Consider the following 26384-nt stretch of genomic DNA (forward strand, 5'->3'; position numbering starts at 1 on the left):
AACTTTTAACCTTTATACCGCAAATGGGCTTTAACCGCTGGGCCGGTGCCTGCATATACTATTCATATCGAAGATGGTCTGCTTGAAAGGCGGGATATAATTGTTTCCTTGGAATCTATTGCCGTTTGACCGAAATACACAGAAAAAGTTTTTGGAAATGAAACCAGATGAAATCGAAAATTATGTCCAGCAAATGATGGGCAAAATGCTTCAGCCAAATATGCAAGGAATGTTAAAGCCTGAAGAATGGCTCAAAGGAATGCAGCAGCAAAATTCAACTGAGCCAGTCAAACCGAACACCGGATTAAAAGCGGATATGTTTGAAACTCATGATTTTGTTTTTGTAAGGATTCCTCTAAAAGATGAAGCTCTACTAAAACAAATGAAACTGTTCTATACCTCGAACCAGGTAATCATCGAACACATTCCTGATCTATCAGATAAACACACACTAGTATTGCCAGCAACCGTCAAGCGTAAGGGAGCAGCAGCAAACTACCGGGAAGGTGTACTGGAACTAAGACTGCAAAAAATAGTTGATATGCAATATGCTGAAATCGATATATCAAAATGAGCTCAAAAAAAAGAACAGCCTGATGGCTGCTCTTTTCATTTATTATTTTCCAATGAACATTTGTGTCCAATAGTTGCCTGTTGCTACATGGCCAACGCCAATGTGTGTATAGCTAGAGTTTAGGATATTCGCACGGTGACCTGAACTGTTCATCCACGCATTTACTACTTCCTCTGGAGTACGCTGACCCATTGCGATATTTTCACCAGCTGAACGGTATGAGATTCCAAACTTCTTCATCATATCGAAAGGTGAACCATAAGTTGGGCTAGTGTGGCTGAAGTAGCCTTTGTTTTGCATATCTCGGGATTTTTCCCTCGCTACTTTGCTTAGCTCAGTATCAAGCGCAAGTGGCTTTAAACCATTCTTGGCTCTCTCTTGATTTGTCAACTCTACCACTTTTTGCTCGTAAGCACTAACTGCTGAAGATACAGGTGCTGCAGCTTGTTCTTGAGCAGGGGCTTTAGCTGGCTCTTGTACTGGTGCTGGAGCTGGAGCTGGTGCCGGTGCTGGAGCTTTTACAGGCTCTTGTACGTTTGTTGGCGCAGGAGTTTTTACAGGCTCCTGGACGGTAGCTTTAGCTTGCTGAGCCTGTTTCCATGAAAATTGATAGTTCTTAAAATACTTTTGTAAAATAGAATTGATTTGTTCATTACTTAAGTTACCACTCTGATAATAGTAAACTTTTGACTGTATAGTAGATGCATCTGCTTTATCCATAGCAGGATTTGCTGCGAATAATGCTGCAGCTGCGAAAGCTGTAAGAATCATTTTCTTTTTCATTCCCGAATTCCTCCCGAAATATTAGTTTGTCTCTCTCTTGCAAACTAATCATATCATGGTTTTTTTGTAATAAACCTGGAATAAAACGGGAAAACTATTATTATATCAATAATATTTCCGCTGGATTTTTCACTCGAGCTCGAAAAACCAGGAATACAAAGGCTTTCAATGATATTATGCATATTTTCTTTTCATTGCAGTATTTTCCTATTTACTTTCATAAATACCATCAGGACCACAAATAGGAAAAATAAAGGGATTGACAGTTTTTGTGATCGTGATGGTTCATGACATTTTTTTCGTTAATATGACAATAATTAAAGTATGTTACACGACATTTTGTCCTGCTAAGTTTTTATCTTTATTAGCATGCGAAGGCAATGGCATGAAAAAAAGCGGCAATCGCCGCTTTCCCTTTAATGCCCACTTTCTTCATGGGCATCTGTATCATCTTCATCCATATCTTTCATTTCAGTGGATTCCGCACTTCCCTCTGGCTCGCTTGGGCTGCCTACCACAAATTCAACCTTTGGCATGTTATGCATGCTCCGCGCTGTTACGTGAGCAATAATATAATAGGTCCCTTCTTCACTGAAGGCTTTCTTCAAGCGATAAATTCCGCTTTCACCGTGTTCCACTACTATCTTTTCATGTTCCTCCGCCTGTGAACGCCATATTTCAAACTTCACCTCGTCGGCATCCTCTACTTCTTCTGTACCATAAGTAACCTTAGCCTCGAAAGTAACTTCTTCATTTAATTGAGCCTTTTCCGGACTTGCTGTAAGCTGAACATCCAGAAATTGCGGTTCATCTTCTACTTCCTGTTGGGCACAAGCTGTCGCTGACAATCCCATCAATACTGTCATTAATATAAGCAAAAATCGTTTCATTCAATAAACCCCTTAAAATAATAATGTTGTATAACCCATAATTTTTAAGTCGAAAGGTGGACTAACTGCATTTACAATCATTTAGAAAACAGAAATGAAGCCTAAAACTTTATAATTCCACGGCGGGAAAATAGAGCCTGATGGTCGTTCCTTCTCCTAGCTCACTTGCTATTTCCATTTTACCATCATGCAGCTTCACTAATTTATCAACAATTGCCAGACCAAGTCCAGTACCACCATCGGCCCTCGATCTAGCCTTATTCACTCTATAAAAGCGTTCAGTTAGCTTGTTGACATCTTCTTCAGGAATTCCAATTCCAGTGTCTTCAATTTCAACTTTACATCCATAGGAATGCTTGGAAAGTATGACAGAAATCCTTCCGCCACTCTTTGTATAGCGAATCGAATTATCGATGATATTCTGGAATATCTGTTCAAGTCTCCCCTCATCTCCGTTAATAATGATATCTGGATCAAGTTCAAGTGTTAAGCTGATATTCTTTTCTTTTAAGGCTGGTCCATATTTGATAATAAAATCCTCAATGAGCTGTGCCAGTGAAAAAGGATTTTTAATTAAACGATATTCATCCGCATCCAGTCTCGATAAATCGAGAAGATCTTCAACAAGCTTTACCATCCTGCGAGATTCCCTGTTAATAAGCCTTAAATATTTATTTTTTTCATCATTTTCTTTTATCATCCCAGTTTCAAGTGCTTCGCTATATCCCTTTATATAGCTGATTGGAGTCCTCAGTTCATGAGATACATCGGCGAGGAATTCCCTCTTTTTCTCATCCTCTTTCTGGACAGACTCAGACATATGATTGAAGGCTTTAGCAAGCTGACCAATTTCATCTTCGGACTTGATGTTTACACGCGCAGAGTAATCGCCTCCAGATACTCTTTCGGCTGCCTCCTTCATAGCAGCAAGAGGCCTGGTAAGCCTGTGAAGCATTTTAAACCCTAGGAATGCTGCAATGATAATGAATAGTACTCCGCCTATCAGCCATAAAAAGGAGAAATCAACGGTTAACTCGGATATTTTAGCAAGGGGAACATATAAGTATATAATTCCTTCGAGTCGGTTATTATCAAGGAGTGGTATTGCCACGGCAAGGATTTTCCTGCCAAACCTCTCCTCAAATCCTGATTTCATGACTGGTTCACCTTTTAAAAGCAGTTCACGGTCTTCCTTCCCAATCAATGTTTCATAATCAATTGAATAAGGTAGGCAGGCGCTCAACTCTTTTGGGTTACTGACAAGAAAAACCTCAGATTCTGATTTTTCATTATACCAATCAACTCGTTCTCTCATTTCATCGGTCAATGGACCCCCTGTATAGTCGCTGGCAAGGCGGTTCCCTTCTTCTATAAGTGACTCCTCAACTATGTCGACATAGAGCTTTTCATAAAATAGATAGGATAAAAAAAAGGAATACAATACGGTCACCAGGATTGTAGCGGTGACCGTCAGCCAGAGTTTTTTAAACAGGCTGTCTGAAAATGAGATCATGTTGCCGGCACCTCGAATTTATACCCTACACCCCAAATGGTTTGAATATAGTCTCCTGTCCCCAATTTCATCCTCAGCGTCTTGATGTGCGTATCGACAGTCCTCAAGCTGCCATGGTAATCCATACCCCACACAAATTCAAGAAGCTGCTCCCTGCTTAAGGCCTGGCCCTGGTGTTGAACCAGAAAAACGAGCAACTCAAACTCTTTGAGGGTGAGCGGGATGATTTCCCCTTCCACACTGACCCTTCTTCCCTTTTTATCGATGTTAATCTTGCCTAAAGTCACTGTGTCTTCATCATTCTTGACAAAAGATGTTCTTCTTAACAATGCATTGATTCTGGCTACAAGTTCTCCCGGGCTGAAAGGCTTGACGATATAATCATCTCCTCCAAGCTGGAGCCCTCTAACTTTATCCCATTCTTCACCTTTAGCTGATAAAAAGATAATCGGTACTTGTGAAAAGGTACGTATCTTTCCACAAACGGCAAAGCCATCTTCAAAAGGCATCATAATATCAAGAATGACGAGGTCAAAATCTTCTTCATCCAGTTTTCTCAACCCTTCTGCTCCATCAGCAGCATGGACGCATCTAAATCCAGAGTTCTCTAAGTACATTTGGACAAGATTGCGCATATCCTCTTCGTCGTCGATGATTAAAATATTTATGGGATTCATCCTGTTATCTCTCCCTCGTCACTATTTGGAATGGCCCGTTGCCAACTTCAAGCGTTTTTTCAATGGACAGGCTGTCTGGGTCGATTATATATACCTCATTGCTGTCATAACCAGCAACAATAAGCTTATCCGCAAAAAAGTCAATTTCAAACGGATTGGCACCTACCTTTATCGAACCCTGCTTTGATCCATCCCCAGCTAATTTATAAAGCATATTCGAACCATGGCTCAGGACAAATATATTATCTTCATCCTTGGTGAAATCCACTGGCATGACAGGTGCAGAAATCTCTTTTATCAAAGTGCCTTTGTTAAGGTCGTAAATGTGTATCCGCTCCTCAACTTCAGTTCCTTTTCCATGTCCGCCAATCCATAGCTCACCTTTTTCCCTGGACATTAATGCACCAGCTGCGGCTGGGTGAATCTCAAACCCTGGAAGCCGCTCTTTATTTTCCAAATCAACTATGCTTAGCATTTCTTGTTTATAACTGATTGCATAAAGTTTTTTCTCGGCCTCAAGAAGTGTCAACGGCTCTTTTTCTACTTTGACTTCATCCACTTCATTACCATCTATATCAAAAAATCGCACACTGTCTCTTTCCTGGTCAGCAAAGGCTATCTCGGTTCCATCTCCGACTAATAGTGCGTTTACGATTCCCTCTCCTGTTTTCCAGGATTCGATCTTCTTCCCTTTGCTTAATGAATATAAGTCTGCGGTATCCACAGCCTTTCCATAAAGCAATATTGTATCCTTATCAGGCAGAATCAGACCTCCAATGTACGGTCGGTCAACATTCCAATCAGGTAACTTTTCATCTTTTTCCATGTCATAGAATGAGATTGTCATTTCCTTGATGTTTATCGTAGAAATAAAAGAAGAATCCTTTGGTATGACCTCAAAAGATTTCAAAGAGCAGGCAGATAAAAGAACAGTGAAAGTCATTGTGGCAATTATAAAAATCTGCTTCATAATTTACTCCTTTTCTGTCACCAGTATCTCACATTATTATATCTCTAATTTGTGATAATTCTATGAAATCGAACTCCCCAGCAAAAAGAAAAAACTTGCCGCCCGAGGGGACAAGTCAATAAATATGTATATTATCATTTTGTCATAATTGCCTTTTTTACGGCTATATCTTTCAGTTCTTCTGCAAGCACTTCCAGTTCCCACGGGCTATCTGATTCAATAAATAGCTCATTATGTTTCAGGCTGATCTTAAAATAAGAATCATGAAAACCACCAGTGAACTCAATTTGACCCAGGGATATTATGCAGCGATGATCATCTTCCTCAACCCAGCATCCCCTAACAAGCAAGTCATGGATACCTTCGACATGAACAGTTTCACTAACAAGTTCTAACTCCACGCGGCTTAAACCAGACATCAGAACTCCTCCTTGTTACTAATTGTCGAAATTTTCTCTTCATTCTTAGTGTACGAATAAAACAACGCACAAGCAAGCATATTTCGACATTTACTGGAAAAATCCTTCTCACGAATTCATTCATTTGGGACCTATATTTCTTTAAAACTTGAGCAAAGGGCTTGCACTTTTAATACCGACCTAAAGAATGGCATTTTATCACGTTAAAATCGATTTCAGGATTTTAACAACAATCTTACGAAAACAGCCTTCAAAATAAAAGAGATGGCAGCCGCCATCTCCCTTTTTGTTTTATTCTGTTGGACCCTGCCAAGCCATCATGCCGCCTTGCATATTGATCACATTATAGCCATAGTAGTCAAGGAATTGTGTAGCTCTTGAGCTGCGGCCGCCTGAGCGGCAGACCATTACATAAGTCTTGTTCTTGTCTAACTCATTCATCCTGAATTCAAGCAGGCCTAATGGAATATGAATTGCACCCGGAATTTTACCTTGTGCTACTTCATTTACTTCACGAACATCTACAACTTCGAATTCGTTGGAGCCCAGCCCATTTTGGACTTCTGTTGGTGTCATCTGACGCATTTCAATTTCCTCCTTATCATTACCAGGCGCTCATGCCGCCCTTTACATTAGTCACACTTTTAAATCCAGCCTTTTTCAACAACTTGCTTGCCTGGCTGCTGCGCATACCGCTCTGGCAAATAACGACTACATCTTTATCTTGGGAAAGTTCTCCCGTGCGGTTACCAAGCTGCTGCAGCGGAATGTTCTTAAATCCTTTGATATGGTTTCCTTTATATTCTCCAGGAGTTCTTACATCCACGTACTGCACTCCAGCCTTCTTGGCTTTCATCATTTCACCTAATTGTGCTGTCGTGATTTGATTTACTCCCTTAGTTGGAGCGAAGCGGCTCCATAAGAAAGCTGCTGCAAGGACTACGATTAATACATTAATTATTACATCCATCCGAATGCACCTCTTTTTTCACATATTTTAGTAAGTCATGATTTAGCAGGGATGCAAGTTTTTACACCCATATACCCATATGGGTATTTTAAGTGACAAAAATCAACTTGTCAAGAACAGAAATTCATTATTTTCTGCTCTTAACAAGCAATTCTACAGCATCATTTACAGCCTGGGACGTTTCTCTGCCTTCTTGTAAATCGCTGATCAGGCATTGTTCAAGATTCTTGCTGACAACCAAAGCAATGGTTCGGTCAACCGCAGAGCGAATTGCTGACAATTGTGTCACGACCGACTTGCATTCTTCCTGTTCTTCCAGCAGCCGGATGCTTCCCCTTACCTGTCCTTCAATTCTTTTCAAGCGATTGACTATCTCTTTATTGTACTCCACCTTGCCACCTCCTATTGTGATGGTCCAGTAATTGTATATCCTTTAACATTGTAACCATATTTTTTAAGCAATCTTGCTCCAAAATTCTTTTCCAATTCATTTGAGGCAATGATGACGATATGCCTGTCTGGAATTTCTCTTATATACCGTTTCAAATATCCACAAGGAATATTAATGGCACCATTTACTGGATTTTTCGCAGAATCCTGATAATCTCTGAGATCGACAAAAACCGCATCCTTTTCATAATCCTTTACCGCAGGGAGATTCCTGACTGGAACGTAACGGTTGAAAACCAAGGTAACTAAAAGGAGACTGATGATTAAAGTTGTGAGCAACTACTCTTCACCTCTTGTTTTAACTTGTTCATTACTGAACTTATAATATAAATATTATACCATATGGGGTATAAAATCAATAGTTGAAGATGATATTTTTTGACATTTTTTTTACCAAGCAAAAAAAAGAAGCAAGGATCCCTTCCCTCTTTAAGCATTCTATATCATTTTGGCATCGTGCACACCATTATTTAAATGCCAATTATCAGTTGCCATGCGGCCCTAGGCTAATTTGTTTTACAGGTAAGTTTTGGTGCTTTTTAAATACTCTGAATCAATACCTTACCTGGTTGAAGTGCTGTCTTACAGATTTATCTTCCCGCTTCTTCTTTAATTGCCTCAGCCAATTCCATATGCAACTGTATTAACATCATTTTACTGTCACTTTCCAAAGATGCTTCCAGAATCCTCTTTGTGGAGAGGTAGTATTTTTCCATTAAAGTCCTCCTTGCTCTCGGATGGGAGTTTTCATCCTTCAATTCTCTATAAATAGCTTCCTTAAGTATGTCTTCTGGTAACTGTTCAGAATGAAGTTTCCTGTTGTTCCATATGGTCCTGTATTCATCTAGTAACTTTTCATAATTCCGTGCTGCCATCATGTAGCCTCCTGATATACATAACATAGTCAAACCCTCACTAGTATATTTACATAATTCAGGCTGACAATGCAAAAAATAAGTTAAATTACTTTAAAGGAGAATAACTATGAGCAAACCGTATCGATGCCCTAACTGCAAGACGAACAGGACTAGATTCAATATGATTTCCCAAGTTCCCCAGCCTGTAAAACTGAATCCTCAATCAGGTGAAATTGTGGAGCAATATTCAAATGACCAGCTTGAGCCTTTTCATCTTCCATACAAAGGTCCAGAACTGAAAATCCAGTGTGCTGCCTGTGGACTTGTTGAGGATGAAAAGACGTTTGCCAAGTTTGGAGAAAGCTAACGATACCAAACCGACCACAGATCTTATTGCAGAAGATAAAAAGCTTGAGATTTTTCTCAAGCTTTTTCAATTGCTTACCTTTATTCCGGCTTCCTCAAAAAACTTTATTGAGTCCACTCTCCATTGTTCATTAGGCATGAACCTCACCAGGAGGACTTTACCCGTAAAGCTCTTGCCGCCGATCCCTTTCAGCTGCAAATTTATCTCGACAGGAACAGTAAGGCTCATCTGATCTCCCACATCTTCAGCGGGCAGTACTTCCATCCGTGAAATCCTGATATTCTCGATTTTGTACAGAACCTTTCCCCACTCAAGGTTTTGCAGTGAGACTAAAGAGACGATATCATGGTCCTGCTGTTTTAATCCGGCGATATACGCATTTACCAAATCATAAGGATCAGTTTGTTCCAAATATTTTTCAAGCTTTCCTGCTGATTTCAGAATCATAAGTTTATGGGATAGATCCATGAAATTTGTCCGGTGTGTCGTGCTTCCAAAAAAATGGATGCAAAAATGACCTGGAAAGTTATTCTTCAAGGCTCCTCCGCCATGTGGCATTCCATGCATTGAGGCTGCGATTTTCCCATCTTCCGAGATGACGATAATCGCTCTCCGCTTCCAGCTCCACTTTCCATTATAAATCTTTTTCATGATTGCCGTATCTTTTGGTGTTAATGGCTGGACATCTGCATGGTTGCTTCCTGCCCTTCTTTGGACTCGGAATTGCATGCCTGTTTCAAGATCGACAACTGTGAACTTGCTATACCTTGGCAAGATTTTATTTACCTCTTCCCACTGTATCATTTTGATCTGTTTATTTTTGGCAGTCTTTCCGGCTTGTATGCTATACCCGGATGAGGCAAGGAGAACAATTGTCAATATAATTATTTTTATTGTTTGCATTTTGATCATCTCTTTTTCACTAGGCTTTAACCTTCATGAAAGTTTTTGCTTTTTTGCTTGCTACTATTCAGCTAGCCTCCTTTCAAGCAAACAAAAAAACCCAGCAGAGCTGGGCAACTTCAATCATCTTTATGATTTTCTACATATTCCCTTGCTTTGTCGATTGCAATGGGAATTGCTTTTCCATCGTGGTAATGTTCTTCCTGGACAAGCGCATTTGCTATCTCAATTGCCTTCTCACGGACAACAGGGTCCAAGTTTTTCATTGAAGCTGGATAATCATTCTCTGTCCAAGGCAAATTAATCATCCTTTCGTTCAAAGATATACTTCTTTACCCCTTGTCCAATAATTGAAAACGCGACTTACTTTTCCAGATCCTTCAACTGCTGTTCAAGCAGGCTCCAGTCTGTTACCTGACCGATGAATACTAGATTGAGCGGCATTTTCATATATTCCTTCATATACAATGGCATCCCGTATGAGTATTGGAACAGGTCTGGGTACTGGGAATGGTCAAATAAAACATATCCTTTTATCCGGTATATGGAATCCGGCAGCGCCCTCAAAAAATCTTCAAAACCTTTCTGGCTGATCGCTCCGTCAAATCGATGCACAAACGTGCTTAACCTTAAATCAGACTGAACGTGCGCCCCAGAACTTTTAGCTTTTTCAGTATAAGCCAGGCCTTCCAGCAGTTTCATCGGAATTTTCGAATAGGTACTTAAAATACATTTAGCTTGTGGGTTGAGTCCTTGAATGTCCATGTTAACTTTTGCCTTCTCGGCTTCATTGAGCAAGTCTGATTTATTGACGATGATCAGGTCCGCATGCTTCACTTGTTCAAGCAAGAGCTGATGTACCTGGGGGTCTAGCGTTCTCCTATTGAGCCACTGCTGGCCATCAACTGTCGTGATGATCCCCTTGATTGCAAGCTTGTCGGCAAATAATGGGGAAAGGACAGCATCCAACACCTCTACTGGATGTGCGGCACCTGTAGTTTCTATATAAATCGCATCGAGATCATGATCAAATAGCAATCCCTGAATTTGAGATTCGAGTTTATCCTGAATCGTACAGCAGATGCATCCTCCCAAAAGCTCTTTTAAAGGAACATCTGTATCAACAGCATCCGAATCGATCGAAACACTGCCAAGCTCATTCATCATAACGGCAATGGTGCGTCCGTTATCTTTTTCATGCTGTAAAATTTGCTTAAGTAATGTCGTTTTACCGGTACCAAGGAAACCGGACAAAATGTAAACCTCTGTTTTTTTCATTTCACATCCGCCTATCTTTTCTATGTAATATGGAAAATCTCCAGCAAAAGCTGGAGATCCTCTTTATTTATTCATTTCCTGCTTCAACACTTCTATCGCTTTTTGAATTTGCGGGTCATCATTTTTAATCTGTTCGCGTAATGCATTCATTAGTTCGATCGTTGAGCTGCCTTTAAGGATTCCTGTTTCATCCAGTTCTTTTGATTTTTGGAAAGCAATCACAGCTTCCTTTGTTTTTTCATCATAAAAACCGTCTTCGCGGCCTGGATCAAACCCAAGAGCTTTGAGCATTTTTTGTGCAGCCCTGACCTGTTCGGATGCTGTTGATTCCTTCAATTCAGTTTCCGGATCGATAAATGGTAATGATGCATATTCTGGCATGGATACTTCATGGTCCGGCTTAATGCCTTTCTTATGAATCCAATTGCCCTCAGGTGTCAACCATTTTTCTGTGGTAAACTTCATATTCGATCCGTCTGAGAAATCTTCAGCGCGCTGGACCGTGCCTTTGCCAAATGACTTTTCCCCTACAAGAGGCACTCCAGCAGATTCGCTGACTGCTCCTGCCAGGATTTCAGATGCACTCGCACTTCCTTTATCAATGATGACAACTAAAGGAAGGTTATTCTTATTTTCGTTCTCTGATGGATACTTCTCTACATTGCCTTTACGGTCTTCAACCTGGAAAAGGATTTCTCCCTCAGGTACAAAGAGGCTGGATATTTTTATTGCCTGATCCAGCAGTCCGCCTGGATTTTGGCGAAGGTCCAGAACTAAACCTTTCATTCCTTGTTTTTGCAGGTCATTTAAAATATTGACCAGCTCATTTGCCGTGTTTTGCGAGAAGTTGGTAATCTGGACTTTTGCTACTCCGTCGTCCAGCATTTCACCATATACCGTTTCTATTGGTATTGTGTCTCGGGTAATGGTGACGTCAACCGGCTTTTCTGTACCCTGGCGAAGAATGGAAAGCTTAACGTCTGTTCCCTTTTCACCTCTAATAAGAGCGACTGCTTCGGTTGAACTCATACCCTGAAGGCTTTTTCCATCCACGGACATGATTTTATCTTCTGGTTGAAGACCTGCTTTTTCGGCGGGAGACCCTTTTAGTGGACTGACAATGAATATGAATCCATCCCTTTCCTGGATTTCTGCGCCAATTCCCTCAAAGGAAGATGACAGACTCTGATGGAAATTCTTTGCGTCTTCCTGGCTCATATAATCCGAATATGGATCATCCAAAGATTCAAGCATCCCATCTATCGCACCATTTATTAGCTTTTCCTGATCGACTTCCTCGAAATAGTCATTTTTCAAAGTATCATATGCGTCATATAGCTTTGCAAATTCTTCTCTTTCCCTAATTACCTGCACTGCTGGCTTGTCTTCGCCGAAAGCAAGTGCAAAGGTAGTGATACCCGCTGTTAAAAAGACTAGAAAAAACAACAGCATTGCAAAGTGGAACTTTTTTATCCGAAGAAAACTATTCTTAGTCTCTGCTTCTGCAGCCTTTTCTTGACTCTTTAGCTCTTCATTGTTTTCTTCATTCATATTTTGCTGATCCAACCCTTTTCACCACTTTCCAATCAAGCTTAAAATCCTTAATGATTAGGATAACATTTTTACTGTGAAATTAACAGAAAAATAGGTATTGCAAAAAGAGGGGTCCCAAAAATCTTGGGACACCCTCTTTTTTAGGTGGCAGGGAAAAGTTGATTTCCACCCAGCCAATCAAAATATTTCTCTTGCTTTACTCTACATCGTATCCTTGATCTTCAACGGCTTCCTTCATTTTGCTTACTTCTGCCTTTGAAGCATCATATTCGACCTCAGCTTTTCCTTCTGAAAGGGAAACGACGACGCTAGCGACTCCGTCTACACCCATCAAAGCGTTCTTAACTGCTTTTTCGCAGTGTCCGCAAGTCATGCCTGATACATTTAAAGTTGTTTTTTCCATTTAAAATCTTCCTCTCTTTTTTTAATTTATAACTTAATCCGCTTCAAACGAAGGGAGTTAGTCACTACTGAAACTGAACTGAAAGCCATTGCTGCACCTGCCACCCATGGAGCCAGGAGACCCATGGCAGCAATCGGGATTCCTGCCGAGTTGTATGCAAGAGCCCAGAACAAGTTTTGGCGGATGTTTTGCATTGTTTTTTTACTTAAAGAGATTGCCTTAGGAATCAGTGTCAATTCCCCGCCAAGAATAGTGACGTCAGCAGCCTCGATAGCAACATCAGTGCCGGTTCCGATGGCGATGCCGATATCAGCCAACGCAAGAGCTGGTGCATCATTGATGCCGTCTCCTACCATAGCCACCTTCTTACCCTTTAACTGAAGTTCTTTGACATGGTTCGCCTTTTCTTCAGGGAGTACTTCTGCAATTACATTGTCTACTCCAACCTGGGCTGCAATGGCTTTAGCAGTGCGCGTATTGTCACCAGTAAGCATATACACTTCAATACCCATGGATTTGAGCTCTTCAATCGCTGTTTTCGCAGTTTCTTTGACTGTATCGGCAACCGCGACAATTCCTGCCACTTTATTGTTGATTGCTATCATCATCGCAGTCTTGCCTTCTGTCTCGAGTCGCTCAAGCCTTTCTTCATATCGAGCGAATTCGATTCCCTCTTTACCCATCAGCTTTCTGGTTCCAACAAATACTTTCTCTCCGCTGATGGTTGCTACAATTCCGTGGCCTGGTATTGCAGCGAACTCATCCATTGGCAATACTTCTATATTTCTTGTGTTGCCGTATTCCACAATGGCTTCAGCAAGAGGATGCTCAGAAGCCTTTTCGGCAGATATTAAATATTTCAGGACCTTCTCCTCGTCCCCGAAAATTTCTAGATCGGTTACGCTAGGTTTCCCTTTAGTAATTGTTCCCGTTTTATCAAGAACAATAGCATCAATTTTGTGAGTAGCTTCTAAGTGCTCTCCGCCTTTAAAAAGAATACCGTTTTCGGCACCTTTTCCCGTTCCAACCATGATGGAGGTTGGAGTTGCCAGACCAAGTGCACAAGGGCAGGCAATAACGAGCACGGCAATGGCTGTTTCAAGGGCTGACGCAAAGTCGCCAGGTGTGATGACAAAGTACCAGACAAGGAATGTAACAATTGCGATTGCGACAACAATCGGAACGAAAATTCCGGAAATCTGATCTGCCACACGCTGGATAGAAGCTTTGCTTCCCTGCGCGTCCTCGACTACCTTAATGATTCCTGCAAGGGCCGTGTCTTTACCGACCTTTGTTGCAGTCATCGTCAAAGTACCATTTTTATTGATGGTAGCTCCGATCAGTGAATCGCCAGCTGCTTTTTCAACCGGAATTGATTCCCCGGTGATCATCGCTTCATCAACAGCGGACTGACCTGATACAACCTTGCCATCGACAGGAATCTTCTCACCTGGTTTAACGATGATCGTATCATTAACTCTTACTTCTTCAATCGGGATTTTAATCTCCTCGCCATCCCTGATAACAGTCGCTTCTTTAGCTTGCAGGCTTAGAAGCTTGGAGATTGCTTCAGTCGTACGTCCTTTTGCAAGGGCTTCAAACAATTTTCCGACAAGGATCAAAGTAATCAGGACAGCACTTGTTTCAAAATATAAATGCGGCATATATGCTGGATTTCCAATTGTTTTTATAGCTTCTGCAAGACTATAAAAATACGCAGCGGATGTACCTAGTGCAACCAGAACATCCATATTCGCACTCTTGTTCTTAAGTGATTTATAGGCGCCTACATAGAATTGCCCTCCTATCCAGAATTGTACCGGAGTTGCCAATAATAGCTGGAACCATGGATTCATCAACAGATGCGGCATTGGCAGTCCCGTATCCCATGGCGCGTGGCCAATCATTGTATAAAGAAGTGGAAGTGACAAAAGGATGGATATGAATAACTTTCGTTTCTTCGCATTTATTTCATCTTCTTTTTGCTGGGCCTTCGCTTCCCTCTGGACTTTTTCCTTCGCGTCATAGCCCAGATCCTGGATCTTCGCGATAATTTTATCAGCTGACAAAACAGCACCATTAAACTCAACTGAAGCTGATTCGGTTGCAAGGTTAACGGTTGCTGCTTTCATTCCGTCCATCTTGTTGAGTACCTTTTCAATCCTTGTGGAACAGGCTGCACAAGTCATGCCGAAAACATCCAAATCCATCTTTTCGTTTCGGACACCGTACCCCAGGTCGTTGATTTTATTAAATATATCGTCTGGTTTAATTTTTTCAGATTCATATGTGACTGAGGCATTTTCCATCGCCAGATTTACAGTTGCATCGACGCCGTCCATCTTATTAAGGACCTTCTCAATCCTTGTGGAACACGAGGCACATGTCATACCCGTTATGTCGACAGTCATTTGTTCTTTCATCGTCTACACCCCGTTTCATTCGAAATGTTTCTTTCATCTTCACTAATTACTATACCCCTGTATAGTATATTAATCAATAATAAAGTTTGTTTTTTATTATTTTACCCCTAAATGTGTATATAACAGTTAAAAATGTCACATATGCCATAGATTAATATAAGAACTGCAGCGTAAAAACAAAAAACCTGGCCAACAAGCCAGGCTTTTCCTTTATATCTTCCTTACATTTTCAAAATACTCTTCAAGTGTCCAATCATTTTCATACATCTCAGTTGCGGCTTTGATTCCCACATACCTGAAATGCCATGGTTCATACATATAGCCTGTTAAATCTTCTTTACCCCTTGGGTATCTGAGGATAAACCCGTATTCATGGGCGTTGTGGGCAAGCCACACTCCTTCTTTTGTTGTACCGAATTGTTCATTCAGATTAAAATTATTGGTCTTGCTGGAAATATCCATCGTCAATCCTGTCTGGTGTTCGCTGCTTCCGGGTCTCGCAACAGCCTGAAGAGCTTTTTCCTCCCCAACTTTATTGACCTCGGCGTCAAAAAGGTTTTCCTGGCGCCCATATGATCTGTACCCTGAAACTGCAGCAAGTTCAATTCCATCATCCCTTGCACCGGCAAACATTTTTTCCAATGCTGCTGCAGCTTCTTTCCTCATAAGGCTCTTTTCAAGCTTGGCATCACCAAAAGAAAAGGGAACATTCGGTCGAACCAAGTCGGCCGGGATATAATGATCTGGTAATCCAAACATCTTATTGACTAGCGCCAAAGTATTCTGCGGATTCTGAATGACATTCTTTCCGTCCGTATTCTGGACTACATTGAAATACGCAGCTTCGAGTGTCAATTCATCTTCTGCTGGCTTGTCCTCTATAGGAGGTGTATTTTCCGTATTCTGTTCAGGTTCGTTAACCTCAGATGGCTGGTCATCCTGATCGTCTTGTCCAAAAAATTTATCTCCCAAGTAAGGAATTTTTTCAAGATACGGCTCAACCTGTGCGCATCCTGTCAAAAAAATCGGCAATGCGATTATCAGCAATATTTTTTTCATTATGTCCACCAATCTTCAACATTTTAAAGCAATAACACCATTCTAACATTTTTCGGCAAACTTTCGAATGGCCTTTTTTCCCATTAATACCTTTATTCATTATGCCTGCTTCTGGGATTGTGCAAACTACTGTAAGAGGGACATTTTGATCTCGGCTGTCTTTAGAAATGTCCTTTAAACAGGGCTTATTAGCCATTTTTGCTTTATCTGTCATTTGAAATGTCCATTAAATAGGGTTTATTAGACATTTTAGCTTGAAAAATTCTCGGAAATGTCTAATTAAGTCTGGAAAAATAGCTCATAAGAAAACCCTCTCCACAGGGAAAGGGTTTTCATCAATTTTTATTCTTTAATTGCTGCTTCGAGAGCAACTTCGATCATGTCGTTGAATGTTGTTTGGCGCTCTTCTGAAGTAGTCTCTTCACCCGTCAGGATATGGTCGCTGACTGTTAGGATAGAGAGGGCTTTGCGATCATATTTAGCAGCCAGGGTGTAAAGAGCTGTTGTTTCCATTTCAACAGCAAGAATCTGGTACTGTGCCCACTTTTCTAATTCAGCGTTATCATTGTAGAACTGGTCTGCAGTGAAAACGTTGCCGACTTTAAGGTTCAAACCTTTTTCAAGGCCTGTATTATACGCTTTGTACAATAGATCAAAGTTTGCTGTCGGAGCAAAATCCACTCCGCCGAAAGTAAGTCGATTCATTTGTGAATCGGTTGAAGAACTCATAGCCAGAATTACGTCGCGTACTTTGACATCCTTTTGGATCGCTCCGCATGTACCTACGCGAATCAGGTTTTGTACATTATAGCTATTCATCAATTCATTGATATAAATTGAAATGGACGGAACTCCCATACCTGTTCCCTGTACAGAAACTCTTTTACCTTTGTATGTACCTGTGTAGCCAAACATATTTCTGACTTCATTATATAACTTCGCATCTTCAAGGAATGTTTCCGCAATGTATTTCGCCCTTAATGGATCACCAGGCAGCAATACCGTTTCTGCGATTTCATTTTCTTTAGCACCAATATGTACACTCATTCAAAATCCTCCATCCTATAGGTTGCTACCTCAAAACTATACCACAATATAGTTAAGCAGGAAAATCTTCAGTTTCATGACAATTTTATTAACGGGCAAGCTAAAAATAGCTTTACCAAAGCTGAAAGAAAAAATCCTTTTCACCAGTTATATAAAAAACGAAAGAGAAGGTGATGAAGCAATGGGCAAGAAACACCGCAACCGAATCAATTCACCAAAGAAAAACAACCATATACCTCCTGAAGCAATTGTTGCTGAACAGGAAGCTCACGGCAAAGAATTCTCAGCTACCGGAAGAAAGAAACAAGGATAACTCAAAGACGATGAAGCAGTTTGCTTCATCGTCTCTACTTGCTTATTAGCAATAACGCTCGATCGTGTTCTGTAATTTCTGCTTCAAAGACGGAAGGTCGGAAGCATGGATATTCATTCTGACATATGTTTCATCCATCCCCATGGCTTCAGACAAAAAGCCTCCAAGCCCTCTCGCCCTGCGGTCAACTTGCATCATGACCTCAACTTCGTTCTCGCTGACTGGATAGAAAATCACTTCTAATTCATCCAACCTCCCTCTAAATGGGCCTGATGATGGCACAAACTCAAACTCCTGGACAAACGGCAGATTTCTGCGAAGATGTCTTGGCGCTTGTTCACACTCAGCCTCCCTCAAACGGAAGCCAAGGTCGCTAACAGCGTTAAATACGCCATGCATTAACTGATTGGGCACTACCGTAAGAAAATCTTTATCGCTTGGATCCACTGCATTTTTGATATCAAGCCCAGTCGACACCCACACCTTCGTCCTGCCCATTGATAATGGCATTTCTAATGGAAGCCTGAATGAGAATGGGATTTCCTTTGTTTCATTCTCTTTGATTACGAATGACTGCGTCAGCTTGAATCGGTCGATTTGGGCTGTGGCGGTATACTTTTTGTCGTCCGCTTCTTTTATATAGGTAGTATGTAAACTCAAATAGATGTCATCGATGTTCTGCTCTGTGTTGCCACCGCGAATTTCTACAATTCCACGTACTTCTTCCCCAGGCATTACCCGGTCCTTCTCCAGCTTCGTATCGACTTTAGCTGCTCCAATGCCGACGCTGGCAAAAACCTTATTAAAAAATGACATACCCCTTGCCTCCCTGGTTTCACATTTTTCTTTCATATAGATGTATACGATTATAAAGTGAGAGAGTTTCACCGAGATAAAAATTTTTAAATATTCCTTCTATATTTAATTTATATAAGGCTGAAATATGGTCCGTTGATATCCGTTCCAGGCGCTTCGCTTTCCGCGGGGCTGGCGCTGAGCCTCCTCGTCGCCGTCGGCGTCTGCGGGGTCTCACCTGTCCAGCTGAGCCCCAGGAGCCTTCGCGCCTTCCACTCCAATCAACTCAGGTTTCTAAATACATCGTAAATAAAAAAAGCAAGCCTTTATAATTTTAATTAAGTTAGCACACTCGATAAAATAATAAAAGAGGCGACTCTATGGTCTAATTTATTTGACCTGAGAGTCCACCCCATAACCGTATATAAATTACCTAGTCTATATCTTCTTCCTCATCGATGATGCATTTTTCAATCAGATATTCAAATGTGATGTCTGCCATCTCTTCAAGTTCTTCCTCTGTGGGAACGTATCCCCTTTTTACAAGTTCATGAAAGAAAAATTCAGCAATCTCCTCTGTATCGATAATAACCTCAATCTCTTTCACAGATTCGCCCCCCTTTATTCCAAATGTATGTGAAGAACCCATGTTTAATGCCAAGCTCAATCAATTTTCTGAAAATTGTTCTATTGCTTTTGGACAAGCATAGAATGGAATAAATCAAATTAGGAGTGATCTGGTATGGAGAGACTGGGTAATCTTGCGGCAATGTTTGTGGAGGATGTGAACAAAGAAGATAGTATGATTATTGAGTTGTTTGGCACTTTCGTAAATTTCTTGTTTAAAATTCTTTTGTGGACAGGAATTCCTTTTCTTGTTTATGTGCTGCTTGAATTTGCAGGGCTATTTTAAACATGGCTTTTTCCATCATTGTTAACGAGCATTGACAGTTTACGAAGAATGACTCTCATGACATGGGCGTATTCATCATCCTGGAACCACTTATATAAAATCCGGTAATCATTATAAATATCAAGGAGATTATCGATCGTCATCCTCTTTTGATTGGTTTTCCTCAGCTCTTCTTTTTCACCTGCTCGCGGCTGATGAGACTTTTTATCGAGGTTGACTGATGGCTTTACTTCTTTATTGGCAGAAAACAGAAGCCCCAGCTTCTGGATAAACGTATCGGCACTGTCCGAATCCGCAACCAGTGTCAATTCTTCTTCCCCGGCTTCAAGCCATTCACCATCTTTTATCCTGGAAAGTTCATATATGACATCCTCCCAGGCATCTTCTTTATATCTCCAGATTTCAGTTCGAAATCCGACAACCTTAAATAGGTCTGAACCATAACCTTTTACCTGTACCAGGTCCCCAAAAAAATATTTGTACTCGATGTCGATTTGCTCCTTTTCAAGCAGTTTCCCATCGTACTCAGAGAGCATCTGCAAACTTGTTTCCAAATACAAGCCCTCGCTCTTATTTATCTCATATACATGAAGGCCGTCAAGCCATTTTATATTTGTCACTTTCCCCACAGTCCCATAAATAGTGATCACGACTGTATCACCGATGTTAAACTTAGGTTTCTTCCGTTTTTCCATTTCCTCCATCCTCTCAACGATGAGTCGTGAATTGTGATTACAACAGTATATGCATTTTTCTGAAAATCGCTACGCCTAGATGGTGGATGGATGAAGCTTTTATCTTTTGCCGGAATGAAGTAAGAAAACAAAAATAAAGACTCTCGCGGTTTCACCGCAAGAGCCTATTAACTTTCTGCAATTAAATATTCATCCCAGGCTTCATCAAACACGGTCATACTTTCCGGATAATGACCGTTCATTTCCAAATAGGAGCTGATTTCATCATAATCCTCCGAGTTTTTTGGGAACGAGAGATCATCGTACGCGGAATTTGCGAACCTGCTGATCGCATCCTTCGGTTTGGTGGAACGATATTTCATGAGAAAGTGGTAAAAGCTTTTATACATATATGAACGCCTGCCTATTGATAAAATTAGTTTGTCCATACTATAACGGATTTGTTAAGGGCACGTCCACTTTAATGCAAAAAAACAGAGCACCTTCCGATTAGGTAAGGTGCCCTTTTTTCACTGCCATCTTGCTGATTTGGCCATCTCAAGCAATGCCCATATGATATTGAACATTAAAATCGCGACGGTGATTGGCACGGCATGGAGCCAGTTCATCCCAAATTTCTCAATGATCAGCCTTACATAATATCCGCAAAAGAATAAGACAACCATTGCCGCTACCAGCATGATGGATAAAGCGATAGACATTTTCTCTCCCCATTTCCAAATTAAATACTCCCCACTCTATTATAAAGAGGAGGGAGTAACTGGATAAAAAGGAAGTGTGAAACTTTTGTGAACAGCTTCCTAATTTAGGTTATTTTTATCACACTGTGACTTCAAGATGAAAAATCAAAGTAATTTCGCTTCAACAACCTTGGCTGCGCCATCAATTCTTCAAAGGTGACCACCTTGCCGAGTTTTTTCGTATCGATTAAAAATAATTGGTCTTCGATTTCCTTTGTGATCAATTCGGTCTGGTATGTCATTTGGCAGTCAAGACAATGGATGGCGGGCGTTTCATCGATTTGGATCGCTTTTGTACCATCCGGAAGTTCCCAATAGACTTTGTCTGTTACAGCTTTGGTTTTTTCACTGCTGCACCACTCGCATTTTGCCATCAGTCAACCCCCTTAGTCGTAGGAATAGCTCCCTGGCCATCAACCGCTTCAGCTGTCGTTTTTTTCTGCTGTGCCATGAACTTCTTTTCCTTCAGCTCATCACGTTTGTCACGCTTATCCTTCAGGGATGAATGTGCAGGGTCTTCCTCGTACTTTTCCCTGCGGTCAATCCGGCCAAGACCTTCAGGAATCAGGTTGAATTCACTGTCGTTCATAATCGCTGCTATTCCAGTATTCGATTTCTTCTTCTCATAGTCCGGATACACTTGTTTGAAGTAACCCTCCGCTCTGCCTGGAACATAATTTTCAGGCTCAGGATAGGAGGTGATCACACCTTCAAAATTCCGCAGGACAACTTTTTCAGGGCTTTGGGAAATCAGGTAATTTGGCTGCAAGGAGATTTTCCCTCCTCCGCCAGGCGCATCCACCACGAATGTAGGGACGGCGTAGCCGGATGTATGCCCCCTTAAGCCTTCAATAATTTCGAGACCCTTTGTGACCGGGGCACGGAAATGGCCGATGCCTTCAGACAGGTCACATTGGTAAATATAATAAGGGCGTACACGGATTTTAACGAGGTCATGCATAAGCTTTTTCATAATCGGGACACTGTCATTGATTCCTGCAAGTATCACGGATTGGTTTCCAACTGGGACCCCAGCGTTGGCAAGCATTTCACAGGCTCGCTTTGAGTCTTCAGTAATTTCAATTGATGTGTTGAAGTGTGTATTCAGCCAGATTGGATGGTATTTTTTGAGGATTGAACAAAGATTCTCTGTGATTCGCTGCGGGAAAACAACTGGTGCACGAGTTCCAATCCTGATGATTTCAACATGGTCGATTTCTCTCAGGTTCTTTAAAATATATTCAAGAATATTATCATTGATCAGGAGACCATCTCCGCCAGATATCAATACATCCCGGACTTCTGGGGTATTCCTGATGTAGTTTATTGCGGCATCAAGCTGTTTTTTCGCAACCCCCATGCCGATTTGTCCCGAAAATCTTCGCCTTGTGCAATAGCGGCAATACATTGAGCATTGATTGGTCACGAGGAAAAGCACCCTGTCAGGATATCTGTGCGTCAAACCAGGTACAGGTGAATCTTCATCTTCATGAAGTGGATCTTCAAGATCATATTTTGTTTTGTGAATTTCCTTGGAGATTGGCACTGACTGCATCCTGATCGGACAGCGCGGGTCGTCTGGATTCATTAATGAAGCGTAGTAAGGTGTTATATTCAGTGGGATTGTTTTCGTCGAGATCCTGACACCCTCTTCTTCATCGGGTGTGAGATTAATAACCTTCTTTAAATCATCCAGTGTCCTGATTGTATTTGTAAGCTGCCACAGCCAGTCATTCCATTGTTCATCCGTAACATCCTTCCAAAGCTCTATATCCTTCCAGTGTCTTGAAGGCTTATATAAAGTCTGTTTCATCCCAATTCCCCCTAGCTATTTTTATAGCTATTTATAATGCAAGTTCCGTGCCAAAAGTGACGGATTATTCAGAATTCACTAAACCCGCTTTCTGTAGCACTTTGTGACACTTGCCAAGGGGATTTGATCTAAAAAAGAAAATAACCTGCTGAAAATTCGGCAGATTAGAATCTCACAGATTTAATTTTTTCATTTTATATTGCAGTGTCTGTCTTGGAATGTCGAGGAGGACGGCTGCTTTCTGGACATTGCCGTGAGAAGCATCCAGCGCATCATTGATTAATTGAATTTCAAGCTCTTTAAGGTGGTCTCTCAGAACAAATGAAGTACGTGTTTCTTCAGACTGTTCTGGCTGGATGTTTTTCATCATCATTGGCAGATCATGCCCCATCAGCATACTGCCTTCACATACATTCATCATGTATTCAATAGTATGCTTCAGTTCCCTGACATTACCAGGCCATGGATGTTTATAGAAAATGGCTTTTACATGGTCCTCAAGCCCAGAGACATTCTTCCTCAGCTGCTTGTTATATTGACTGATAAAGATATCAGACAAATAAAGAATATCTTCTTTCCTTTGCCTTAAGGGGATCAGTTCAAATGTCAATACATTCAAACGGTAAAACAGATCCGTGCGCAGCTGGTTTTCTTCCATTGCCTGTGCAGGGTAAACGTTCATCGCAGAAATCACCCTGACGTTGACAGAGATGACATGAGTACTTCCGATTCTTCTGACAGCACCATCCTCTAGAACACGAAGAAGCTTGGCCTGCAGGTCGAAGGGCATCGAATTAAGCTCATCAAGAAAAAGTGTTCCACCATTAGCCAACTCGAACAAACCTGGCCTGTCCACTGCTCCAGTATAGCTCCCCTTTGATGTGCCAAACAGGATGCTTTCAAGCAGGTTTTCCGGAATTGCCGCACAGTTTTGCGCTATGAAAGGTCCAGCTGACCGACTGGAGGCGTTATGGATGGATTGGACGAAAAGCTCCTTTCCGGTCCCGCTTTCCCCATACACTAGAATCGGAGAATCAGATTTTGCCAGTTTCTCCGCCTTCTTTTTAATCGTCATAAAATGCTTATTGCTTGTAATCAGGTCGCTGAACGTATAGCCGGCTTGTTGTTTAACGGCTTTCCCGCCACGATGCTTATTATTCTTTTGAATTTCGACCAGGCGCTCAGAAAGCTGCTTGATTTGAGAATAATCCTTTGCAATTTCAACTGCACCGATCAATTCTCCCTGCACAAAGATTGGCAGTGTCGAGTTGACAGTATCAATTTTCCGCCCATGCAAATTGACGAAGGACTGGGTTTCATTATAGATCGGTTTCTTCGTTTCAATTACTTTCAATAGAGTGCTGGATTGATTGTTCAGTGAAGGAAACACACTAAGCAGCGGCTTTCCAATCACCTCACTGATATCCAGTCCATCATGCCTGGCAGCTACTTCATTATAGAAAATGGTAATCCCCTCTGTGTTCACGACATGGATTGCCTCGTCGATGCACTTCAATATTGCGCTCAAGATTTCTTCGGTCACATTGGATACTGAATTCATCTCATCACACTCCCATATTGAGTATATGACAGAGTGCCGAAAAACTGTCTTTTCACTGCCCAAAATTTGGCGGTTTTGCCAAATCTTTTACCCAAACGTTCATGTTTTCAATTTTATCATAGATAAACACATTGTTCACAAGTCTGCCACGGTATGCATAACCCAATTGATGCAAGGCTGCGTTCATTCCGAACGATAATGCCCTGGCGATGGAGTAAGAACAATATATGCCATTTTCAATCAGTTCCTCTTCAAGGCGGGCCAACAGTACCTTCATCAACCCGTGTTTCCTGTGCTCTTTTAATGTGGCACAATCAGTCATCTCTGCATTTTTATAAAAAGAGTCCACTTCTGCTGATGCCGCGCTTACGATCTGACCATCATGGACAAAACCGTAATAAATGGTTCCTTCTCTCATTGTTTTGACGATATACTCTGGATTATTTAAGGGTGTGGGATAAATTTGGAAAACCGCTTTATATAATTCAGACAAGCCTTCTGCATCTCTTTCGTCCATCTTTTTCATAACGTAATCCTTCGGGGGTGTAATGTTCTGTGCTGGCTCTGCCAGATGGTAAACACTTTTAATGATTCCATCCTCTTGAAGCCAATGCGGTGAAGTCCTTCTTTCGTCGCTGAAAAACTTCGAAAAGAACACACAGTCAGAGCCCAGGAAGAACCCGTCAATACTTGCTTCAAAACTGAAACCTCGTTCGATCAGCTGTGTAAAATGCTCCTTCCTTGCCTTGATGATTAATTTGTCTACTTTTTCGCTCTCCACAAGCTTTTCAGCTTGCTCCAAAATATCTGGCAAGCTGCCCAAATAATCTTCCACCCTGACCCGCTTATTCTGTGGATCAAGATAAACGGTTAGATTATAGTTTTTTTCTGATAAGGTCATTGTTTTGCCTAAATGCATGTTCATTCCCCCAATACCTGCTATAAGAATTTAAATCGTATGAAAAGCCTGGCTTTGGGCCAGGCTGACGGTCAATCCAGTTTGATTGAAACAAGCTTCAGTTCGGTCATTTCTTCTAAAGCGTATTTAATCCCTTCTCTGCCGGTTCCACTCATTTTGACGCCGCCATACGGCATATGGTCTACCCGGAATGTTGGTATTTCATTGATCATCACACCGCCGACATGGAGTTTTTTTGCCGCTTGCATCGCTTTTTGGAGATCATTCGTATAGACTCCTGCCTGCAACCCGTACTTTGAATCATTAGCCTTAGCTATCGCATCAGCGAAATGATTAAAAGTATTGATATGGACAACCGGTGCGAATACTTCCTCACAGGAAATTTTATCAGTGAGCTTTGCATTGAGCAGCACAGTTGGCTTCAATATTTGCCTTTCACCATCTCCGCCATATACCAGCTCCGCTCCGTTTTCCACCGCGGCCTGGATCCAGGCTTTTGCCCTGGTCACATCATTTCCGCTAATCATGGCAGCTAAATCTGTTTGCTCATCCAGTGGATCTCCCACCTTCAGTTTACCAGCTTCTTCAATAAACAAAGAAACAAATTCAGCAGCGATCGCTTCGTGTACGAAAATCCTCTGGATAGAGATGCAAACCTGCCCCTGATTAGAAAAGGCTCCAGTAACGATTCTCGGCATTACCTTTTTAAGATCAGTTCCTTCATCGACAATCAAGGCCGAATTAGAACCTAGTTCCAGAGTTACTCGTTTCAACCCGGCATTTTCGCGTATATGCTTCCCAACTTCAGGACTTCCCGTAAAAGTGACCATCTTCACCCGGTCATCAGCAATCAGCACATCACCAACACTTTTCCCGCTGCCAGTCACTACATTCAGCGCACCCGCAGGGAGTCCTGCTTCATGGAAGTAGGAAGCAATTTTATAGGCTGATAATGGGGTCTGGCTGGCTGGCTTAAGGACTACCGTATTCCCGGCAGCGATTGCCGGCCCTACTTTATGGGCAACAAGGTTCATCGGGAAGTTGAAAGGAGTGATCGCAGCTATTACTCCCAGCGGCTCTCTTACCGTATAGGCGACTCTTCCCTCGCCTCCAGGAGCTGCGTCCATCGGGATTGTTTCGCCGTGAAGCCTCCTTGCTTCTTCTGATGCAAACCTATAGGTCATGATGGTACGGTCGACTTCACCACGAGCAGCCTTCAATGGTTTGGAGGATTCCTCCGCGATCAGGCGGGCACACTCGTCCCTGTCCTCCTGGATTAATTCAGCCACTCTCCGAAGGATGTCTGATCGCTTATGTGCATCCATCTCTGCTATCGTCACTGCTGCCCCGGCAGCTGAATCAATCGCCTTTATCACATCTTCTTTGCTTGCCTCTGCTACATCAGCAATTTTTTCTCCATTAAAAGGATTAAAAAGCGGACGATAATTATCACATTCAACACTTTCACCATTAATCCATAAATTCTGTCCCATTGTTT

34 protein-coding genes are annotated in these 26384 nt (G+C 41.6%); 4 read left to right on the forward strand and 30 right to left on the reverse strand.

Going from position 1 to position 26384, the window contains the following annotated elements:
* The first annotated feature begins 100 nt into the window (after positions 1-100).
* Complete coding sequence (locus FOF60_RS15190) at positions 101-574, forward strand: Hsp20/alpha crystallin family protein (RefSeq protein ID WP_192470523.1); 474 nt, start codon at positions 101-103, stop codon at positions 572-574.
* 42 nt (positions 575-616) lie between these two features.
* Here FOF60_RS15190 and FOF60_RS15195 read toward each other — a convergent pair whose 3' ends face one another.
* The 11 genes from FOF60_RS15195 to FOF60_RS15245 form a co-directional block, all read right to left on the reverse strand.
* A complete protein-coding gene (locus FOF60_RS15195) occupies positions 617-1357 on the reverse strand; it encodes a CAP domain-containing protein (protein WP_192470522.1) in 741 nt (246 codons plus the stop codon).
* A 416-nt stretch (positions 1358-1773) separates the two neighbouring features.
* Positions 1774-2247: a FixH family protein gene (locus tag FOF60_RS15200; RefSeq protein ID WP_192470521.1), complete on the reverse strand. Its 474-nt coding sequence runs from the start codon at positions 2245-2247 to the stop codon at positions 1774-1776.
* A 109-nt stretch (positions 2248-2356) separates the two neighbouring features.
* On the reverse strand, positions 2357-3760 hold the full coding sequence (locus FOF60_RS15205; RefSeq protein ID WP_192470520.1) for a sensor histidine kinase: 1404 nt from the start codon (positions 3758-3760) through the stop codon (positions 2357-2359).
* Positions 3757-4437 (reverse strand): response regulator transcription factor, encoded by a 681-nt coding sequence (locus FOF60_RS15210; RefSeq protein ID WP_192470519.1) that lies wholly within the window; start codon positions 4435-4437, stop codon positions 3757-3759. Before FOF60_RS15210 ends, FOF60_RS15205 begins: the two co-directional genes overlap by 4 nt.
* Before the next feature lie 4 nt (positions 4438-4441).
* A complete protein-coding gene (locus FOF60_RS15215) occupies positions 4442-5407 on the reverse strand; it encodes a YncE family protein (protein ID WP_192470518.1) in 966 nt (321 codons plus the stop codon).
* Between the two features lie 134 nt (positions 5408-5541).
* Positions 5542-5826 (reverse strand): hypothetical protein, encoded by a 285-nt coding sequence (locus tag FOF60_RS15220; RefSeq protein WP_192470517.1) that lies wholly within the window; start codon positions 5824-5826, stop codon positions 5542-5544.
* A gap of 291 nt (positions 5827-6117) precedes the next feature.
* On the reverse strand, positions 6118-6411 hold the full coding sequence (locus FOF60_RS15225; RefSeq protein WP_192470516.1) for a rhodanese-like domain-containing protein: 294 nt from the start codon (positions 6409-6411) through the stop codon (positions 6118-6120).
* Positions 6412-6430: 19 nt separating this feature from the next.
* Positions 6431-6796, reverse strand: coding sequence for a rhodanese-like domain-containing protein (locus tag FOF60_RS15230; protein ID WP_192470515.1), 366 nt, complete (start codon positions 6794-6796; stop codon positions 6431-6433).
* Between the two features lie 127 nt (positions 6797-6923).
* Positions 6924-7187 (reverse strand): metal-sensitive transcriptional regulator, encoded by a 264-nt coding sequence (locus FOF60_RS15235; protein WP_167833712.1) that lies wholly within the window; start codon positions 7185-7187, stop codon positions 6924-6926.
* A gap of 11 nt (positions 7188-7198) precedes the next feature.
* Positions 7199-7525, reverse strand: a complete 327-nt coding sequence (locus FOF60_RS15240) for a rhodanese-like domain-containing protein (RefSeq protein WP_192470514.1) — start codon at positions 7523-7525, stop codon at positions 7199-7201.
* 311 nt (positions 7526-7836) lie between these two features.
* Complete coding sequence (locus FOF60_RS15245) at positions 7837-8124, reverse strand: hypothetical protein (protein WP_225649902.1); 288 nt, start codon at positions 8122-8124, stop codon at positions 7837-7839.
* A gap of 106 nt (positions 8125-8230) precedes the next feature.
* On the opposite strand from FOF60_RS15245, the gene FOF60_RS15250 reads away from it, so the two are divergent.
* Entirely contained in the window at positions 8231-8470 is a 240-nt protein-coding gene (locus FOF60_RS15250; RefSeq protein ID WP_023627701.1) for a hypothetical protein, read from the forward strand.
* 66 nt (positions 8471-8536) lie between these two features.
* Here the strand turns inward: FOF60_RS15250 and FOF60_RS15255 are convergent, their stop codons facing one another.
* From FOF60_RS15255 to deoD, 9 genes are all read right to left on the reverse strand, one after another.
* On the reverse strand, positions 8537-9373 hold the full coding sequence (locus FOF60_RS15255) for a hypothetical protein (RefSeq protein WP_192470513.1): 837 nt from the start codon (positions 9371-9373) through the stop codon (positions 8537-8539).
* A 119-nt stretch (positions 9374-9492) separates the two neighbouring features.
* Complete coding sequence (locus tag FOF60_RS15260) at positions 9493-9681, reverse strand: DUF2188 domain-containing protein (RefSeq protein ID WP_319801587.1); 189 nt, start codon at positions 9679-9681, stop codon at positions 9493-9495.
* A gap of 55 nt (positions 9682-9736) precedes the next feature.
* Positions 9737-10651: a CobW family GTP-binding protein gene (locus FOF60_RS15265; RefSeq protein WP_192470511.1), complete on the reverse strand. Its 915-nt coding sequence runs from the start codon at positions 10649-10651 to the stop codon at positions 9737-9739.
* 63 nt (positions 10652-10714) lie between these two features.
* A complete protein-coding gene (locus FOF60_RS15270) occupies positions 10715-12202 on the reverse strand; it encodes a lmo1851 family serine protease (protein WP_192470584.1) in 1488 nt (495 codons plus the stop codon).
* Between the two features lie 199 nt (positions 12203-12401).
* A complete protein-coding gene (copZ, locus tag FOF60_RS15275; RefSeq protein WP_102263227.1) occupies positions 12402-12608 on the reverse strand; it encodes a copper chaperone CopZ in 207 nt (68 codons plus the stop codon).
* A gap of 26 nt (positions 12609-12634) precedes the next feature.
* Positions 12635-15031 carry a heavy metal translocating P-type ATPase gene (locus FOF60_RS15280; RefSeq protein WP_192470510.1) on the reverse strand — a complete coding sequence of 799 codons (2397 nt, stop codon included), beginning with the start codon at positions 15029-15031 and terminating at the stop codon, positions 12635-12637.
* Positions 15032-15241: 210 nt separating this feature from the next.
* Positions 15242-16090, reverse strand: a complete 849-nt coding sequence (locus FOF60_RS15285; RefSeq protein WP_192470509.1) for a M15 family metallopeptidase — start codon at positions 16088-16090, stop codon at positions 15242-15244.
* On the reverse strand, positions 16029-16304 hold the full coding sequence (locus FOF60_RS15290) for a hypothetical protein (protein ID WP_192470508.1): 276 nt from the start codon (positions 16302-16304) through the stop codon (positions 16029-16031). The genes FOF60_RS15285 and FOF60_RS15290 overlap by 62 nt, the downstream gene beginning before the upstream one ends.
* Positions 16305-16432: 128 nt before the next feature.
* Positions 16433-17137: a purine-nucleoside phosphorylase gene (deoD, locus tag FOF60_RS15295; protein WP_144479849.1), complete on the reverse strand. Its 705-nt coding sequence runs from the start codon at positions 17135-17137 to the stop codon at positions 16433-16435.
* A 76-nt stretch (positions 17138-17213) separates the two neighbouring features.
* Between deoD and FOF60_RS15300 the strand changes: the two genes are divergently transcribed.
* Entirely contained in the window at positions 17214-17450 is a 237-nt protein-coding gene (locus tag FOF60_RS15300) for a hypothetical protein (protein ID WP_192470589.1), read from the forward strand.
* A 45-nt stretch (positions 17451-17495) separates the two neighbouring features.
* Here FOF60_RS15300 and FOF60_RS15305 read toward each other — a convergent pair whose 3' ends face one another.
* Positions 17496-18266, reverse strand: a complete 771-nt coding sequence (locus FOF60_RS15305) for a sporulation protein (RefSeq protein ID WP_192470507.1) — start codon at positions 18264-18266, stop codon at positions 17496-17498.
* A gap of 412 nt (positions 18267-18678) precedes the next feature.
* Positions 18679-18852: a YozD family protein gene (locus tag FOF60_RS15310; protein WP_144479852.1), complete on the reverse strand. Its 174-nt coding sequence runs from the start codon at positions 18850-18852 to the stop codon at positions 18679-18681.
* A gap of 135 nt (positions 18853-18987) precedes the next feature.
* Between FOF60_RS15310 and FOF60_RS15315 the strand changes: the two genes are divergently transcribed.
* Positions 18988-19158, forward strand: a complete 171-nt coding sequence (locus FOF60_RS15315; RefSeq protein ID WP_192470506.1) for a hypothetical protein — start codon at positions 18988-18990, stop codon at positions 19156-19158.
* Here the strand turns inward: FOF60_RS15315 and FOF60_RS15320 are convergent.
* The 8 genes from FOF60_RS15320 to FOF60_RS15355 all read right to left on the reverse strand — a co-directional run bounded on the left by FOF60_RS15320 (position 19155) and on the right by FOF60_RS15355 (position 26379).
* Positions 19155-19853 (reverse strand): hypothetical protein, encoded by a 699-nt coding sequence (locus FOF60_RS15320; protein ID WP_192470505.1) that lies wholly within the window; start codon positions 19851-19853, stop codon positions 19155-19157. The two genes, FOF60_RS15315 and FOF60_RS15320, sit on opposite strands and share 4 nt — an antisense overlap.
* A gap of 167 nt (positions 19854-20020) precedes the next feature.
* Entirely contained in the window at positions 20021-20242 is a 222-nt protein-coding gene (locus FOF60_RS15325) for a YozE family protein (protein WP_192470504.1), read from the reverse strand.
* Positions 20243-20362: 120 nt separating this feature from the next.
* Positions 20363-20554: a hypothetical protein gene (locus tag FOF60_RS15330; protein WP_023627685.1), complete on the reverse strand. Its 192-nt coding sequence runs from the start codon at positions 20552-20554 to the stop codon at positions 20363-20365.
* Positions 20555-20685: 131 nt separating this feature from the next.
* Positions 20686-20967, reverse strand: coding sequence for a YokU family protein (locus tag FOF60_RS15335; protein WP_192470503.1), 282 nt, complete (start codon positions 20965-20967; stop codon positions 20686-20688).
* Positions 20967-22406 (reverse strand): lysine 2,3-aminomutase, encoded by a 1440-nt coding sequence (ablA, locus tag FOF60_RS15340; RefSeq protein ID WP_192470502.1) that lies wholly within the window; start codon positions 22404-22406, stop codon positions 20967-20969. Before ablA ends, FOF60_RS15335 begins: the two co-directional genes overlap by 1 nt.
* A gap of 172 nt (positions 22407-22578) precedes the next feature.
* Positions 22579-23967 (reverse strand): sigma-54 interaction domain-containing protein, encoded by a 1389-nt coding sequence (locus tag FOF60_RS15345; RefSeq protein WP_192470501.1) that lies wholly within the window; start codon positions 23965-23967, stop codon positions 22579-22581.
* A 52-nt stretch (positions 23968-24019) separates the two neighbouring features.
* Positions 24020-24886 (reverse strand): putative beta-lysine N-acetyltransferase, encoded by an 867-nt coding sequence (gene ablB / locus FOF60_RS15350; protein WP_319801534.1) that lies wholly within the window; start codon positions 24884-24886, stop codon positions 24020-24022.
* 71 nt (positions 24887-24957) lie between these two features.
* Positions 24958-26379 carry an aldehyde dehydrogenase family protein gene (locus FOF60_RS15355; protein ID WP_192470499.1) on the reverse strand — a complete coding sequence of 474 codons (1422 nt, stop codon included), beginning with the start codon at positions 26377-26379 and terminating at the stop codon, positions 24958-24960.
* Between the last annotated feature and the right edge of the window lie 5 nt (positions 26380-26384).

Origin of the sequence: Mesobacillus jeotgali (assembly GCF_014856545.2) — a bacterium.
Classification (GTDB): domain Bacteria; phylum Bacillota; class Bacilli; order Bacillales; family Cytobacillaceae; genus Mesobacillus.

Coding starts and splice junctions, on each gene's coding strand:
- FOF60_RS15200 (WP_192470521.1), bottom strand. CDS start 2,247: ATGAAACGATTTTTGCTTATATTAATGACAGTATTGATGGGATTGTCA.
- FOF60_RS15230 (WP_192470515.1), bottom strand. CDS start 6,796: ATGGATGTAATAATTAATGTATTAATCGTAGTCCTTGCAGCAGCTTTC.
- FOF60_RS15220 (WP_192470517.1), bottom strand. CDS start 5,826: ATGTCTGGTTTAAGCCGCGTGGAGTTAGAACTTGTTAGTGAAACTGTT.
- FOF60_RS15330 (WP_023627685.1), bottom strand. CDS start 20,554: ATGTCTATCGCTTTATCCATCATGCTGGTAGCGGCAATGGTTGTCTTA.
- FOF60_RS15250 (WP_023627701.1), top strand. CDS start 8,231: ATGAGCAAACCGTATCGATGCCCTAACTGCAAGACGAACAGGACTAGA.
- FOF60_RS15255 (WP_192470513.1), bottom strand. CDS start 9,373: ATGCAAACAATAAAAATAATTATATTGACAATTGTTCTCCTTGCCTCA.
- FOF60_RS15335 (WP_192470503.1), bottom strand. CDS start 20,967: ATGGCAAAATGCGAGTGGTGCAGCAGTGAAAAAACCAAAGCTGTAACA.
- FOF60_RS15215 (WP_192470518.1), bottom strand. CDS start 5,407: ATGAAGCAGATTTTTATAATTGCCACAATGACTTTCACTGTTCTTTTA.
- FOF60_RS15355 (WP_192470499.1), bottom strand. CDS start 26,379: ATGGGACAGAATTTATGGATTAATGGTGAAAGTGTTGAATGTGATAAT.
- FOF60_RS15245 (WP_225649902.1), bottom strand. CDS start 8,124: ATGATGGCAGCACGGAATTATGAAAAGTTACTAGATGAATACAGGACC.
- FOF60_RS15300 (WP_192470589.1), top strand. CDS start 17,214: ATGACAATTTTATTAACGGGCAAGCTAAAAATAGCTTTACCAAAGCTG.
- FOF60_RS15270 (WP_192470584.1), bottom strand. CDS start 12,202: ATGAATGAAGAAAACAATGAAGAGCTAAAGAGTCAAGAAAAGGCTGCA.
- FOF60_RS15205 (WP_192470520.1), bottom strand. CDS start 3,760: ATGATCTCATTTTCAGACAGCCTGTTTAAAAAACTCTGGCTGACGGTC.
- FOF60_RS15305 (WP_192470507.1), bottom strand. CDS start 18,266: ATGTCATTTTTTAATAAGGTTTTTGCCAGCGTCGGCATTGGAGCAGCT.
- FOF60_RS15260 (WP_319801587.1), bottom strand. CDS start 9,681: ATGATTAATTTGCCTTGGACAGAGAATGATTATCCAGCTTCAATGAAA.
- FOF60_RS15265 (WP_192470511.1), bottom strand. CDS start 10,651: ATGAAAAAAACAGAGGTTTACATTTTGTCCGGTTTCCTTGGTACCGGT.
- FOF60_RS15325 (WP_192470504.1), bottom strand. CDS start 20,242: ATGTATAAAAGCTTTTACCACTTTCTCATGAAATATCGTTCCACCAAA.
- FOF60_RS15195 (WP_192470522.1), bottom strand. CDS start 1,357: ATGAAAAAGAAAATGATTCTTACAGCTTTCGCAGCTGCAGCATTATTC.
- copZ (WP_102263227.1), bottom strand. CDS start 12,608: ATGGAAAAAACAACTTTAAATGTATCAGGCATGACTTGCGGACACTGC.
- FOF60_RS15210 (WP_192470519.1), bottom strand. CDS start 4,437: ATGAATCCCATAAATATTTTAATCATCGACGACGAAGAGGATATGCGC.
- ablA (WP_192470502.1), bottom strand. CDS start 22,406: ATGAAACAGACTTTATATAAGCCTTCAAGACACTGGAAGGATATAGAG.
- FOF60_RS15285 (WP_192470509.1), bottom strand. CDS start 16,090: ATGAAAAAAATATTGCTGATAATCGCATTGCCGATTTTTTTGACAGGA.
- ablB (WP_319801534.1), bottom strand. CDS start 24,886: ATGCATTTAGGCAAAACAATGACCTTATCAGAAAAAAACTATAATCTA.
- FOF60_RS15290 (WP_192470508.1), bottom strand. CDS start 16,304: ATGACAGATAAAGCAAAAATGGCTAATAAGCCCTGTTTAAAGGACATT.
- FOF60_RS15320 (WP_192470505.1), bottom strand. CDS start 19,853: ATGGAAAAACGGAAGAAACCTAAGTTTAACATCGGTGATACAGTCGTG.
- FOF60_RS15225 (WP_192470516.1), bottom strand. CDS start 6,411: ATGCGTCAGATGACACCAACAGAAGTCCAAAATGGGCTGGGCTCCAAC.
- FOF60_RS15315 (WP_192470506.1), top strand. CDS start 18,988: ATGGAGAGACTGGGTAATCTTGCGGCAATGTTTGTGGAGGATGTGAAC.
- FOF60_RS15280 (WP_192470510.1), bottom strand. CDS start 15,031: ATGAAAGAACAAATGACTGTCGACATAACGGGTATGACATGTGCCTCG.
- FOF60_RS15345 (WP_192470501.1), bottom strand. CDS start 23,967: ATGAATTCAGTATCCAATGTGACCGAAGAAATCTTGAGCGCAATATTG.
- deoD (WP_144479849.1), bottom strand. CDS start 17,137: ATGAGTGTACATATTGGTGCTAAAGAAAATGAAATCGCAGAAACGGTA.